We start from the raw sequence: 13162 nt of genomic DNA, 5'->3' as shown, positions 1-13162 counted from the left end.
AACGCGATCGCTCTTAGTCAGCAATACTAGATCAGCACAAGCCAGCTGATCTTCAAACAGTTCCTCAATTCCCCACGATTTTACACAAAGCAGTACTTGGTTAAAGTTATGTCAGATTAGCTACCTAACCCAACTTGAGGGATTTTGGTTGGCAAAGTTTCTATCGATCAATTCTGTACTCCCGTTCCCCCGCACAGCGCGGAACATTCCAAATCGGCACAGCCCTGCACCAAACGCCAAACGCATCAGCAAAAACGTCGGCATCTCACGCAGAGATTTAATGAAACCAGATAGACCAAAACACACCAATCCCTTTGGTCGAGCCACTCCTTGCCAGATGGAATCTAACCAAGAAGGAAGGGTTTGTTCCGTCCAGTCTGCCGTAATTACCTCCCCTTCCACTAAGGAAGTCTCTGCTAAAAGCTCAGAAAAGCCCTCAATGCTGGAAAAAGCTGGATGAGACCACTGATCGAGAAGTTGCCGCATTACTGGTTTCTCCCAAAAATTTAGCGGCTTTTGGCGGTCATCCCTCTGATTCCAGTCAGCTACAACCAACACCCCACCAGGCTTTAGCACCCGCATTAGTTCTCTAGCAAAAACGGTTTTATCTGGCATGTGGGGGCCTGCTTCGATTGACCAGACTACATCAAAACTGGCATCTGGAAACGACAATGCCATCGCATCATCGACCGCAAACTGGGCATTTAGCCCTTGGGGTGTCAACTCCTGGGCACGCTTTACCTGCTGTGGGCTGATGGTAATCCCTGTGACAGCAAACCCATAATCTCGCGCTAAAATCCGGCTGCTGCCGCCAATACCACAGCCAACATCTAAGACAGTAGTACCAGGAGGTAATTTTTCTATTCCACCCCATTTAACCATTTCATGTACAAAGTCAGATTTAGCAGCCAAAAAATCCTTTCGTCGCGGTGGCGAACCGTAGTGACCAAGGTGAATGTGTTCCCCCCAATAAAACTCTACGATGCCGTCAAGTGTCCATTGATCGTAGGAATTGGCGACTGTGGCTGAGGATTGATACTTACGGGCAGTTAGCAAATAAGCCGCAATTCCAATTACTAAAAGCAGAAGAAAACCAATTATAGAATATAATAAAGTTGACATTTTTTTGAACGCTCCTGTACGCCTATTTCAGTCGAGCTAACAGTTTACTCATTGCTGCTCGTCCCGAATCAGACGAGCGATGTCGTAACCGCCCGACGGAGGCGATTGCAATATAAATCATCCGATACATCGACATTGCCATGTTTTGAACATCTTGAATAATTTTTCCTTGAAGTAGACTGGGCTTGTGTTTATCTTGGAGGAGAGCCGTTTGTTTGACAAAGGGATGAATAGCAGTAGGAATCTGACCAGTTCGGTGAAGATAGAATTTCGGCATGATGATTAACCGAAGTATTAATCTAGTAAATTAGCAATTTATATGGGTAATTGGGAAAGTATTTGTTCAGTAATAGAACCTGACTATGTACGTCATACACGCCATTTATTACCTGTTTTTTAACAACTTCCACCTGTTAGGTAATACAGCATTTCGTTGTTGCTGTGACTATTTGCAAGCGATACTCTCATCTGGAGTGGCGATCGCGATCGCTGCATCTAAAGACACAACTTGTACCGGAAATTAATCGCTTACCCTCTCATAGAAAGTCGTAATCTGTAGCGTCTTGATATGTGGGGCTATGAGAACGTAAAGCTGAGTAGTTGTAGAAATCTTCATAAAAATACTTATCTGTGCCTCGCAGATGTACAAAATTTACAAGTTAACTTCGGCGGGCATTCTGACTCACAAGGCAAGCCTTGATTACAGCTGCGGGACAGCGCCGGATTTACACCGGACTTTCCCCCTTGCGTCTGATGGCTGACTCCCACCAGAACCGAGTTGATATTGGTCTAATAATAGCATGATTATGAATTTAATCATACTTAAACTGACTGGTTGCAATAGCTACCATTTGTTAGTGGGACTTAGACAAAAAACAACCAAAAAAGAACCTAAAATCTATATACAGAAAGACTTTAACATCGTTTTGCTTAGTTTATTAATATATCTGAGGTTCGCTGCGATCGCCACACTGGATAAAGATTTTAATATTTATCGGCGCTATCGTAACCAACCGTTTAAACGAGTTTTTTACCCTTAAGCAACTTTGTCAGCGATCGCCTATAAACATAAGGATGTTAGGATATCTTTCACCTGCTGCATCTGACTTATGAAATTAGTTTGCTCCCAAAGCGATCTCAGTACAAACCTCTCACTCGTTAGTCGTGCAGTACCTTCACGACCAACTCATCCGGTACTTGCCAATGTGCTGTTACAAGCGGATGCTGAAACTAACCAAGTAAGCTTAACAGCCTTCGATCTCAGCTTGGGAATCCGCACCAGTTTTAACGCAGAGGTATGGCAAAGTGGCGCGATCGCACTTCCTGCTAAATTACTTGTAGACATCACCTCTCGTCTTCCAGAGGGCGAAATCACTTTAGACGATGAATCAGCCCTTACAGGTGCAACATCCGGTGGAGAAGGTTTAATTGTTACACTCACACCCAAGAGTGGACATTACCAAGTCCGAGCAATGGGGCCGGAAGAATTTCCTGAACTCCCTGTAATTGAAAATACAGAAGTAATCTATCTCACCACCACCGCATTAATTGAGGGATTACGCGGTTCATTGTTTGCTACCAGTGCTGATGAAACCAAGCAAGTACTCACTGGTGTGCATTTAACAGTTAAACAAGACACCCTAGAATTTGCAGCTACCGACGGACATCGCCTAGCAGTAGTAGAAACTAGCAACGAGCGCCCTTTAGGTGGAACTACCCAACTAGAAGTGACAGTACCAGCTAGAGCATTACGCGAACTCCAACGAATGCTAGCTCATAGCGCCTCATCAGATGAACCTGTCGCTTTATATTTCGATCAAGGTCAAGTTGTGTTTGCATGGCAAAATCAACGCTTGACTAGTCGCACATTAGAAGGGCAATATCCTGCTTATCGACAATTAATTCCGCGCCAATTTGAGCGACAAGTGACAATTGAACGGCGACAATTTGTCAGCACTTTGGAGCGGATTGCTGTGTTAGCCGATCAAAAAAATAATATTGTCAAGGTTAGTATTGACAGTGAAGCTCAAGAAATTACCTTATCATGTGAAGCTCAAGATGTGGGCAGTGGTAGAGAGTCAATGCCAGCACAAATTTCTGGGGAGAATATAGAGATTGCCTTTAACATTAAATATTTGATGGAAGGCTTGAAAGAGTTACCATCTTCCGAAATTCAAATGCATTTAAATCAAAGCCTGACTCCAGTAATTTTTACACCATTGGGCGGTTTGAAAATGACCTATTTAGCGATGCCTGTGCAACTTAGAAGTTAAAAAAATGTAGCGACTTTTAAGAGGTTGTTTGAAAAGTGATATGTTGTGATTTTAATCGAATTGTTACCCCCCTTAATCTCCCCTTAGAGGATGTTTGAAAAGTGTTTTGGTGTGACTTGAGGCACTTTTAGATCCCCCCTAACCCACGCCAGTCGCTCCACTTGGGGAGACCCCAAGACCGCGCTGGCTCCCCTTAAAAAGGGGGAAACCGGAATCAAAGTCCCCCAATTTATCGGGGGATTTAGAGGGATCTAGAACTTTTGATACCAACAAGAGGACTTTTCAAACGTCCTCTTATAAAGGGTGGAAACAAGAAAAATTCGGTTCCCTCCCCTTTATAAGGGGAGGGTTAGGGTGGGGTAAAAAAATATTTGATACATCAATCATGACTTTTCAAACATCCTCTAAAACAGTTGCTACACGAGTTTATTTTTTCGTTTTTATGATTTGGTGATTTGTTTAATCGGAATTTCAATCCAAAATTCTGTACCTAACCCCGGCTGAGAATCACATCTCAACACACCACCGTGTTTATCTACGACAATCTGGTAACTAATTGACAACCCCAAGCCAGTGCCTTTTCCCACTGGCTTAGTTGTGAAAAATGGATCGCAGATTCTTTCTTTCAGGGATTCGGGTATTCCTGGGCCATTGTCTCTTATGCGAATTACTACGCTCTTGATATTGCCTTCAAGTTCTCCAAGAGCAGTACGAATAGTAATTTGACTGCTATGAGGTTTTGATTGAGATTCTGTGTAATCTTCTAAAGCATCGATCGCATTGCTTAAAACATTCATAAATACCTGATTTAGTGGCCCGGCATAGCACTCTACTAAAGGAAGGTTACTATATTCTTTGACTAATTTAATCGCCGGACTTTCTGGTTTTGCTTTCAAGCGATGCTGCAAAATTAGCAAAGTGCTATCAATGCCCTCATGAATATCAACTGGCTTTTTTTCTGCCTCGTCAAGGCGAGAGAAATTCCGTAAACCCAAGACAATCTGCCGGATGCGATCAACCCCAATTTTCATGGAAGATAAAGTTTTGGGCAAATCCTCTATGATAAATTCTAAGTCTATCTCGAATGCGCGATCGCGAATCTCAGGGCTAGGGTTGGGGGTATTTTGCAAATACAGGTCTAGTATACTGAGTAAATCTTCGGCGTAATCGTTGACATGATTGATGTTGCCATAAATGAAGTTTACCGGGTTATTAATTTCGTGGGCAACACCAGCTACGAGTTGACCTAGTGAGGACATTTTCTCAGTTTGGATCAGTTGGCTTTGAGTTTGCTGTAAATCATGCAAAGCTAGAGCCAATTTTTCTGTCTGCTCTTTGGTTTGATTATGTAATTGGGCTTGTTGGAGTGCAACCCCAAGCTGATTAGCAATTTGAGTGATGAACTTAATTTCCGAAGTTTCCCAATGGCGGGGTGCAGAATTCTGATAAGCTGCTAGTAAGCCCCATAGCTGTTGCCCGATAAATATAGGTGCGATCGCATAACCCCTTGCCTGAATTTGCTCTAGAGCCATAACATGGCATTGAGAGTGACCAGCTTGATAGATGTCATCGACTACAAAGGTTTCATTGTGACGATATCGCCCACCTTGGGTTTGCTGCAAATAGCTATCTTCCCAAACCGTCTTGATATCTGAACCTACTACTTTTACCCAGCCATCACCTACAAATTCGGCGATATATTCACCACTCCAATCAGCCTGGAACTGGTAGACTGCAACTCGATCCATTTCTAGTGATTTGCAGATTTCTTGGGTGGTTGTCTGAAAAATCGCGTCTAGGTTCAGAGATTCCCTAACTTTGGCAACAACTTCAAACAATACCCGTTGTTGTTCTGCTGCTTGTTGCAAATCTAACGCCTGTTCTCGTGTCTGAGTGAGTAAATCAGCTTGCTGGAGCGCTACCCCCATTTGAGCCGCAATCTGACTGAGAAAGTTAACTTCAGAAACTTTCCATTGCCGAGGGCCAGTGTGTTGATAAGTTGCTAGTAAACCCCAAAGTTTTTGCCCAACAAAAATCGGAGCAAGCACAAAAGCATAAATTTGAAACTGCTCTAGATTGTCGATATGACACTGAGCAAACCCCATCTTGTAGATGTCATCGACTGCAAAGGTTTCATTGTTGCGGTAACGTCCTCCCTCTGTATCTTGTAAATAGGTGTCATTCCAAATTGTATTAATACCTAGCTCGGACTCATTCGACCAGTATGGACTAGCAGCCTCGAAATCCCCGACAAATTCACCACCCCAATTAGAATCGAAACGATAAACAGAAACGCGATCGGCTTTGATTAATTGACAAACTTCTTTAGTTGTGGTCTGAAAAATCGTATCTGTGTCCAGAGATTCCCGAATCTCAGCAATAACTTTAAACACAGCCTGTTCTTGTTCAGATGTCCGTTGTAACTCAACGGTGCGTCTTTTAACTTGTTTTTCTAAATTTTCATTGAAGACTTGTACTTGTTGGTACAATTCATACTGCTGAATTGCTGAAGCAAAGTGTTTACCGAGATTTCTAGCCAGTTCAATCTCTTCAACCGTCCATTTTTGAGCTTGTGCTTGTTTAGATTCGCGCCAAACCTCAAAGGATCGCCGGGGGTACAGTTGTCTTTGATCGCTGTCATGCTGTCCCGCCCATAGAGTTTCTGTATTTACCTCATTGCGGAAAATACTTAAGTAGCCCAGCAACTGCTGACGATACTGGAGTGGGATCATCAATATGCTGCGAATTTTAGTTGGTTGAAAAGCAACTTGCAAACTTCGCAAGCCAGGAGTGTTATATATATCTGAAATCGCCCAAACATCGTAGTTACTAGACTTGTAGTGTTCTTGCCAGATACTATACTGCTCTATGAGTGGATATATAGTTTGTTTTGGCATCACAGGTTGCTGTCCACAGATATAAAGCTTAATACAAGTATTTCCTGGTATTAAGCATTCTGTTAAGCTGGTCACGTTGCCATTGTGCAAATCAAAAGCTTCATTTCTAATGCAAAGCCTACCACCAACACCATCAAAGGCAGTAACAGCCGCTTCTAGGGCTGGCTGTAATATAATCGTGGGTAGTGAATGTAGTAAGGTAGCAATGCGGTTAACGATCGCTTCCCGTTCGGCTGTTTTGCGAACTTGAGTCAGAAGGATACTTTGAGCGATCGCCATTGACAGCTGCTCGACTACTATTTGTATTGCTTCTAGTTCATATTCTGAAATTAAACGCGCTTCCGAATTATGAGAGACTAGCAGCCCCCAGAGTTCATCTTGATAGAGAATAGGCGCTACTACAGAGGACTTTACCCCCATTGCTGTCAAATATTCAATATGACAGGGGTCTACAGGGCGGTAACGGATCTCTTCTGAGATAGTTTCTCCATTATCCAAGTCACGCAGGTGAATTTGACCAATCTCTTTAGTATCAAGATTCACAACAGAACGCACCCGTGATTTGATAAATAGTTCACGGGCGGTGAGTGGAATGTCATCGCAGGGAAAATTTAGCCCCAGTAGCGACGGTAAACGATTGTTGTAAATTGACTCAGCAATCACTTGACCACTACCATCGGGATGAAATTTGTAAATCATCACTCGGTCAGTTTTTAGTAGCGATCGCACCTCTGCCGTTGTCACTGTGATAATTTCTTCCAACTCTAAGCTTCGTCGAATACGGTTTGTAATGCGGCGTAGTAAACTTTCTTCATGGCGACATAAGGGCAAATCTTGTTCAGGATTGGAGGTCATTGCTTATAGCAAAATAAATTAATAATTTGAAAACTGACATAGTAAATCTAAAGACATTTTGAGGTTTTTTTTATCAATTTGTCTTCAGTAAAACTACGGTCAAATTACTAGTAAAAATATTTATTTAGCTTTTATAAAAATTCACCAAAAAATCATAAAAACAGACGCTAAAATAATTGCGTCTGTACTAGCTACAAGAGAAAATTCTTGCTTTTTAGTTTTAACTTTTTGTTGACAGAGGAAGGTTCAACCAAATTAAACTATTGTATTGTCAGCAAAGCGGATTTTCAGATAGTCATCTTCCATTTTTGCCCCTGCTGGTTGTAGTGCTGCTAAGGCTTGTGGCAAAACTAAGTTACGACGATGGTTGCCAATAGTAATGTTTAATTCGTCTCCAGTTTTACTTAGTTGAACTTGGTCTTTAGGAATACCAGGTAAGTAAAGTTCTAAACTGTATTGGTTTTCCTCTTGCACTACTCTCAGAGTTGTTTCTTTGTAATAAACCTGAGTTGGATCTTCATCTTTATAAAGAGTTTCCTTCAGGCGTTCTAATGAAGCTAATCCACACATTTCTTCAGAAAATAGGGGAACTTCTTTCACAGGTAGAGGGTGAAAATTATCATGAATTTCTTGGCGATATTGCTCCTGACTTTCCTTCCAACGTTGGAAAAATGGGTCTTGGACAACGCTAGGAATAATCCGATTCGCCACGACTAAATCTGTTGCAACATTATACAAACTTAGATAAGCATGGGCACGGAGAGACTCCTTAATCACCATCTTTTCGGGATTTGTTACCAGACGCACTGAGGTTTGAGTATTGTCTGTTAATACTTTTTCCAGAGCTTCAATTTGTTCATAAAACTCATAAGGTGCATCCATCACCTCTTTATCAGGGAGCGAAAAACCAGCAATTGGTCTAAAAAAAGGTTCAACCAGGGGTCGAAGTGCCACCGAGATGTTTTGAAATGGTTTGTAAAAACGGCGCATATACCAGCCACCGACTTCAGGTAAACTCAGCAAGCGGAGTGCTGTGCCAGTGGGGGCTGAGTCGATAATTAAGACATCAAACTCACCTTCATCGTAATGGCGTTTCATCCTTACCAAGCCAAAAATCTCATCCATGCCTGGTAAAATTGCCAATTCTTCCGCCTGTATCCCGTCTAAACCCCTTGCCTGTAAAACTTGGGTAATATAACGTTTCACAGCACCCCAGTTTCCCTCCAGTTCTTGCAGCGCATCCAGTTCAGCACCCCACAAATTTGGGCGAATTTTTTGGGGTGCATGTCCCAGTTCCATGTCAAAACTGTCTGCCAGAGAGTGGGCGGGATCTGTACTTAAAACCAATGTTTGATAGCCTAGTTCCGCACAACGGAGTCCAGTTGCAGCAGCGACGGAAGTTTTACCCACGCCGCCTTTACCGGTCATTAAAATTACACGCATAGATGTTTCTGTCCTGCTTGAGGATTTTTTACATTTATTTACATTATCGACTGTTTAAGGAAAATAAATGTCGTTTCAACACGTCTAGGCACTATTATGAGTATTTAAACTAACTCATCTGTTGAGTTTTGCTGCAATAACCGATCGAGCTTAGTTTCTAGTGCTGAGAGTTTTTTGAGAATTGTGGGGCGATCGCCATCAAGAGAAATGAGTAAACTGGTTATTCTCTCTTGGATATTTGCTAATTGTGCTACTGCATTCTGGATTTGGAGCATTCCTTCTCGGAGTTCTTGGCGTTCCTGACGTGCTTCCGCCATTTCATCTAACATAGCTTGGACTGTTTTAGCGTTACTCTCAATTAGATGTTTGAGTTCTTTATCAGTCATTGCGATCGCGCTTTGGAGTTGAGTTTATATTCACTCTAAAGTATTGAGGGATTTTGTTTCAATCCCCCGTAGGGCAGCACAGTTGTGCTACCCTGCATTATGGTTTAATTACCTGAAAATTGCGATCGGGGCTGTTTACTGGCTCAACATGGCAAAAGCTTGCTCAACAAGCATCTTAGCTTTGTGCAAGTTCAACAGCTTTTCTTGTTCAAATCTATCGGGGTAAGTAGGTAGGTGAGAAAATTTATAACTATGTCATTGCGTTCGCCCTTCGCGTTCCCGCAGGGTACGTAACGAAGTGGAGTGTTCGCGTAGCGTGTCGTAGACAAGCAATCGCAAGGTTTTCACCGCTTTTACTTTTCGTTACATAGTTAGGTTTATTTGTGCCTACCTACTTAACTCATTTTCCTACCTTCCAGCGTTAGCCGAATCAGTGCTATTTGCTCATCTGTAGGTGAACTCATCTCATCTATAGCTGCGCCAATATAGCGTTTCCCATTCATATGCGGTACATCATAGTCCCCTCTCGAAGAGCGGGGAGGGGGTTGGGGGTGGGGTTCTTGTACCTCACTCAACTGAGAACCGCTATATACTGAAAAGTAGTGAAGGTGGGAGCCTTTAACCAAGTCCTCACTACAAACTATGAAGATTTTGACGGTAATTATATTATTTTAATCATCGACTTTTTCAAGAGAAAAAATGCTGCTTCACCACATCTAGGCGTGAACAGTTCCAATAATCGACATGGGAGACAATCAAACCATCAGAGTTAAGACCTAATTCACTCCAACCGGGAATAGAGATCCGTGGTTTCCAGGGGAGAGGAGTATTCCAACTGAGTGTCCAATCAGTTTTTATTGTGTCTCCTAAACGTTGAATATTATGTAAGTCCATCTTGGGATTTAAAAACCAAGTTTGGATAAAATTAATCATTTCTTTGTAACGTTTAACACCCCGAAATTTATTCAGCGGATCTTGAAAATAAACCTCTGGGGCATAAATGCTGTAAGTTTGATTGACTGGGAATCTTTGATAGTCTTCTTTGAGGATTTCAATGATATCCATGATAGATAAATATATCTGTAAATTGGTTTAATATGAAAACTGAAAAATTGAAATTAACCCTCATTCCATAAACGTTCTAACTGACGCCGCCAAGCAGTTAGGACTTCTTCTCGCCCTTGGGAAGTTTGATTTATTTCGCCCATCATGCCTTCGGCGTAAAAGCGTTCTAAGCTTTGCATCGTAGCTTGCAGAGATTGTCCTTGCTGTTTTGCTGCCTGAATAATTTGCCGGATGCGGCTTTCAATTAGTCGATTAAAGACATTATCTAATCCCGACTGATGGAGAGATACAAGTCGGTTGATTGCATTGGACAAATCTGCACTCACTAAAGTACCACTGTGATGTTGAAAGACTCCCCAAATTACCCCTTCATACAAAGCGTAACGTACTTCTTGAGTGTCATCGAAGTTGGCTTCTAGAAACTGTTCTAAAAATGGTTGGGCTTGTTGGATGGGGAGAATAGGCAGTAAAACTCGCAGCCAAATATTATCTTCGGAAAGCAGGACTAACAGTCTAAAAGTAGAAGTGTCTACTTGCCACGATCCAGGAGCGATTGCACCAACAACCGATGTGCCAAATAATTCTGTGAGCGTACCCGCAATTTCTTCAGGTGTCATAACCCTTTATTTATATATAGTCTCTAGATTAGCGCAGAGGTGCATCAACTTATTCACTAGAGCGCTTGCTTGTCTAGTGTGAACACGTAATGGGGGCGCACAGCTAGGTGTACGCCCCCACGAATGAATGTATTCCACTAAATTGAAATATCTGATTTAAATAAGCGAATTGCTCAAAAACACGATACCGATCGCACACAAAGCGAAACCAGCAAGGCTCATTTTCCAGGGTAAAGTCCGGTTGATCTCTCCCATACCGATTGCAACACCAATTTCTCTGGCACTCATGGCAACTGCAAACAGAGTTAAGGTAATACCTAGTATATAGGCAGCTACTGATATCATTCCTGCCCCAATAATAGATTCAGCATTCGCGTAACCCTGAAATAAACCGGCACTGATGCCCACCAGAGCAAGCACCAGAAAGTTTAGTTGATTTGGCATCATCAGCATAGTACCAAAAACAATGGTAGAAATGGCGATGGCTGCGCCCGCCGAAGGCATCGCTATTTCTGTGCCTGGTAAATTTAGCTGCAATAAATGAATTGTAATGCCCAAAACTGTTGCGAAGATAAAACATCCAGCGATCGCAGCGCCACGAATAAACACAGATGAGAGTAAGCCAATTGCAACAATACCAACTAAACAATTCAAGCTAATTACTGGATCTGCCAATCCCCAAACAAAGGCTGACCAGGCGTTAGAGATGCTATGGTCAAATGGTGTACCACTCAATGAACTCAGTAAGCTAATTAAAATTAAAGCTGCGATCGCCCCAATATGGCGAGCCATGAACTTTGAGGTATTAAGTTCCCCCCAAGCACGCGATTCTGATAATTTAGTCTTGAACATCGCTATATGCCAAATTAGTTTTTTAGGTAATTTATACTACCCACCTACCCCAAAAAACTAACGTAGTAATGATGCCAGATTACACTAGCTTCATTAAGTTATGTAAAGCCAAGTTGATTTCAAAGTTAAAGGTGCGACTAAAGATTCTCAACAAAATACAGCCAAAAGTCTGAATGCAGTTAAGGCTAAAAACTTTCTCTTATCTTTTGAACCACACAACAGGCTATTCCTATATCTTTTTGACGATGTACTCAACTAATTGTTGAATCATTTGGGCATCTGTTTCACTTAAACTTTCCAACTCAATTCTGTTACTTTCTTCTGGCTTACTAGAATCGCTACTATATATCCGACGACTCAAGCCTACGGGACTATTCTGGTAAAATGTTGTATAGAATACACATGCTGCTACATACGATCCAATCGGACTCGGATGGCTTTGATCGGAACTGTAAAGGTTTAATTTCAGATTCGCTTCCGGAATTTTTTGCCAAGCAGTTCCCACAGGTGCAATTTTAGCTTTTAGTTCTTTAGCAATGCTCATGTAAGAATCAGTCAATATCTGTTGCGTTTCTGGTTGATTTTGCTTTGCCCAAGTCAAGTAGAACACTGTTTGGGAATTAACTCGCTTAATCTCGGCATCAAACAGACTAGCGTACTTGTACATTTCCTGGGGATTGGTAATTGGTAAAGTACTTTGCTCTTGCAATACTACGTAATCCCAGCGTTTCGCTTTCAAAAGCTTCAGTGCTTCACCACGTTTCCAGTGGCTTTTAAGTGTAGCTCCACCAATCACAACCATTTCAGTTTCCAACGTTTTAGATTCTTTCGCCGAGGCAGCCAACTGTTGTGTCAACCAAGGAAGATCGTTGAAATATGTATAGCTGTTGCCAATAAATAAAACTCTGATTACCTGCTGTTCAGCTAAGGAGAATGAATTTGTTTGAATCTGCCTTCCTAACATCTTGAACAAGACAATTATCAGAAAGAGGAATAAACATACATATACTATCTTGGTATTGCTCATCATCCCGGAAATGTTTGTAGTATAACTTATTATTGGACGAGCTTTTTTCGGAAATAGTTCAGAGGTTGTTTGAAAAGTCCTCTTGTCGGTATCAAAACATTTTAGATCCCCCTAAATCCCCCTTTTTAAGGGGGACTTTGATTCCGGTTCCCCCCTTTTTAAGGGGAGCCAGCGCGGTCTTCTCCCAAGGGGAGACGCTAAAAGCGATAGCGCAGCGGTAGCGAGCCATCGAGCGTCTGGGGTCTCCCCAAGTGGAGCGACTGGCGTGGGTTAGGGGGGATCAAAGTGCCTAAGATCACAGCCAAATACTTTTCAAACATCCTCTCAGACTCTTGATTAGTATATGAAAGTTTTTCCCAAGAGATTGCAAATTTTACCCAACCTAAAACTTTTCTTAACTGAACTGTATTAAGAAAAAGACTACTAAATCCCCCGATAAATTGGGGGACTTTGATCCCCCCTTTTTAAGGGGGGAAAGGGGGGATCAAAGTGCCTAAAATCACAGCCAAATACTTTTCAAACATCCTCTGAGACTCTTGATTAGTATATGAAAGTTTTTCCCAAGAGATTGCAAATTTTACCCAACCTAAAACTTTTCTTAACTGAACTGTATTAAGAAAAAGAC

At 42.0% G+C, this 13162-nt stretch carries 11 protein-coding genes, 1 pseudogene and 1 riboswitch; of the genes and pseudogenes, 3 read left to right on the top strand and 9 right to left on the bottom strand.

Annotated features, from left to right (window positions below):
• Positions 1-120: 120 nt before the first annotated feature.
• Both V7K62_RS15200 and V7K62_RS15195 read right to left on the bottom strand, forming a co-directional pair.
• Positions 121-1122 (bottom strand): methyltransferase domain-containing protein, encoded by a 1002-nt coding sequence (locus tag V7K62_RS15200; RefSeq protein WP_334865283.1) that lies wholly within the window; start codon positions 1120-1122, stop codon positions 121-123.
• A 22-nt stretch (positions 1123-1144) separates the two neighbouring features.
• Positions 1145-1399, bottom strand: coding sequence for a hypothetical protein (locus V7K62_RS15195; protein WP_334865281.1), 255 nt, complete (start codon positions 1397-1399; stop codon positions 1145-1147).
• An 85-nt stretch (positions 1400-1484) separates the two neighbouring features.
• Here V7K62_RS15195 and V7K62_RS15190 point away from each other — a divergent pair, with 85 nt between their 5' ends.
• The 3 genes and pseudogenes from V7K62_RS15190 to dnaN all read left to right on the top strand — a co-directional run bounded on the left by V7K62_RS15190 (position 1485) and on the right by dnaN (position 3395).
• Positions 1485-1646, top strand: coding sequence for a hypothetical protein (locus tag V7K62_RS15190; protein WP_334865280.1), 162 nt, complete (start codon positions 1485-1487; stop codon positions 1644-1646).
• Between the two features lie 126 nt (positions 1647-1772).
• Positions 1773-1915: riboswitch (cobalamin riboswitch) on the bottom strand.
• 160 nt (positions 1916-2075) lie between these two features.
• Positions 2076-2162, top strand: a pseudogene (locus tag V7K62_RS31565) (VapC toxin family PIN domain ribonuclease); the annotation flags it as partial.
• 69 nt (positions 2163-2231) lie between these two features.
• A complete protein-coding gene (gene dnaN / locus V7K62_RS15185; RefSeq protein WP_334865278.1) occupies positions 2232-3395 on the top strand; it encodes a DNA polymerase III subunit beta in 1164 nt (387 codons plus the stop codon).
• Between the two features lie 440 nt (positions 3396-3835).
• Here the strand turns inward: dnaN and V7K62_RS15180 are convergent, their stop codons facing one another.
• From V7K62_RS15180 to V7K62_RS15150, 7 genes are all read right to left on the bottom strand, one after another.
• Positions 3836-7147 (bottom strand): GAF domain-containing protein, encoded by a 3312-nt coding sequence (locus V7K62_RS15180; RefSeq protein ID WP_334865276.1) that lies wholly within the window; start codon positions 7145-7147, stop codon positions 3836-3838.
• A gap of 255 nt (positions 7148-7402) precedes the next feature.
• Positions 7403-8590 (bottom strand): TRC40/GET3/ArsA family transport-energizing ATPase, encoded by a 1188-nt coding sequence (locus V7K62_RS15175; RefSeq protein WP_334865274.1) that lies wholly within the window; start codon positions 8588-8590, stop codon positions 7403-7405.
• A 104-nt stretch (positions 8591-8694) separates the two neighbouring features.
• Complete coding sequence (locus tag V7K62_RS15170) at positions 8695-8976, bottom strand: hypothetical protein (protein WP_334865272.1); 282 nt, start codon at positions 8974-8976, stop codon at positions 8695-8697.
• A 687-nt stretch (positions 8977-9663) separates the two neighbouring features.
• On the bottom strand, positions 9664-10041 hold the full coding sequence (locus V7K62_RS15165) for a DUF2358 domain-containing protein (RefSeq protein ID WP_334865270.1): 378 nt from the start codon (positions 10039-10041) through the stop codon (positions 9664-9666).
• A gap of 53 nt (positions 10042-10094) precedes the next feature.
• Positions 10095-10658 carry a hypothetical protein gene (locus V7K62_RS15160; protein ID WP_334865268.1) on the bottom strand — a complete coding sequence of 188 codons (564 nt, stop codon included), beginning with the start codon at positions 10656-10658 and terminating at the stop codon, positions 10095-10097.
• A 156-nt stretch (positions 10659-10814) separates the two neighbouring features.
• The gene (locus V7K62_RS15155) at positions 10815-11510 is read right to left on the bottom strand and encodes a HupE/UreJ family protein (protein ID WP_334865266.1); all 696 of its coding nucleotides are present in this window, start codon (positions 11508-11510) and stop codon (positions 10815-10817) included.
• Positions 11511-11739: 229 nt separating this feature from the next.
• Positions 11740-12474, bottom strand: coding sequence for an SGNH/GDSL hydrolase family protein (locus tag V7K62_RS15150; RefSeq protein ID WP_334866003.1), 735 nt, complete (start codon positions 12472-12474; stop codon positions 11740-11742).
• Between the last annotated feature and the right edge of the window lie 688 nt (positions 12475-13162).

This window comes from Nostoc sp., from assembly GCF_036917935.1.
Classification (GTDB): domain Bacteria; phylum Cyanobacteriota; class Cyanobacteriia; order Cyanobacteriales; family Nostocaceae; genus Nostoc.
The sequence above is the reverse complement of the archived record's forward strand: the minus strand, read 5'-3'. Positions and strand labels throughout refer to the sequence as shown.

What these genes read in the sequence shown, in the direction of transcription:
- V7K62_RS15200 (WP_334865283.1), bottom strand. Translation starts at nt 1,122, where the DNA reads ATGTCAACTTTATTATATTCTATAATTGGTTTTCTTCTGCTTTTAGTA.
- V7K62_RS15195 (WP_334865281.1), bottom strand. Translation starts at nt 1,399, where the DNA reads ATGCCGAAATTCTATCTTCACCGAACTGGTCAGATTCCTACTGCTATT.
- V7K62_RS15190 (WP_334865280.1), top strand. Translation starts at nt 1,485, where the DNA reads ATGTACGTCATACACGCCATTTATTACCTGTTTTTTAACAACTTCCAC.
- dnaN (WP_334865278.1), top strand. Translation starts at nt 2,232, where the DNA reads ATGAAATTAGTTTGCTCCCAAAGCGATCTCAGTACAAACCTCTCACTC.
- V7K62_RS15180 (WP_334865276.1), bottom strand. Translation starts at nt 7,147, where the DNA reads ATGACCTCCAATCCTGAACAAGATTTGCCCTTATGTCGCCATGAAGAA.
- V7K62_RS15175 (WP_334865274.1), bottom strand. Translation starts at nt 8,590, where the DNA reads ATGCGTGTAATTTTAATGACCGGTAAAGGCGGCGTGGGTAAAACTTCC.
- V7K62_RS15170 (WP_334865272.1), bottom strand. Translation starts at nt 8,976, where the DNA reads ATGACTGATAAAGAACTCAAACATCTAATTGAGAGTAACGCTAAAACA.
- V7K62_RS15165 (WP_334865270.1), bottom strand. Translation starts at nt 10,041, where the DNA reads ATGGATATCATTGAAATCCTCAAAGAAGACTATCAAAGATTCCCAGTC.
- V7K62_RS15160 (WP_334865268.1), bottom strand. Translation starts at nt 10,658, where the DNA reads ATGACACCTGAAGAAATTGCGGGTACGCTCACAGAATTATTTGGCACA.
- V7K62_RS15155 (WP_334865266.1), bottom strand. Translation starts at nt 11,510, where the DNA reads ATGTTCAAGACTAAATTATCAGAATCGCGTGCTTGGGGGGAACTTAAT.
- V7K62_RS15150 (WP_334866003.1), bottom strand. Translation starts at nt 12,474, where the DNA reads ATGTTAGGAAGGCAGATTCAAACAAATTCATTCTCCTTAGCTGAACAG.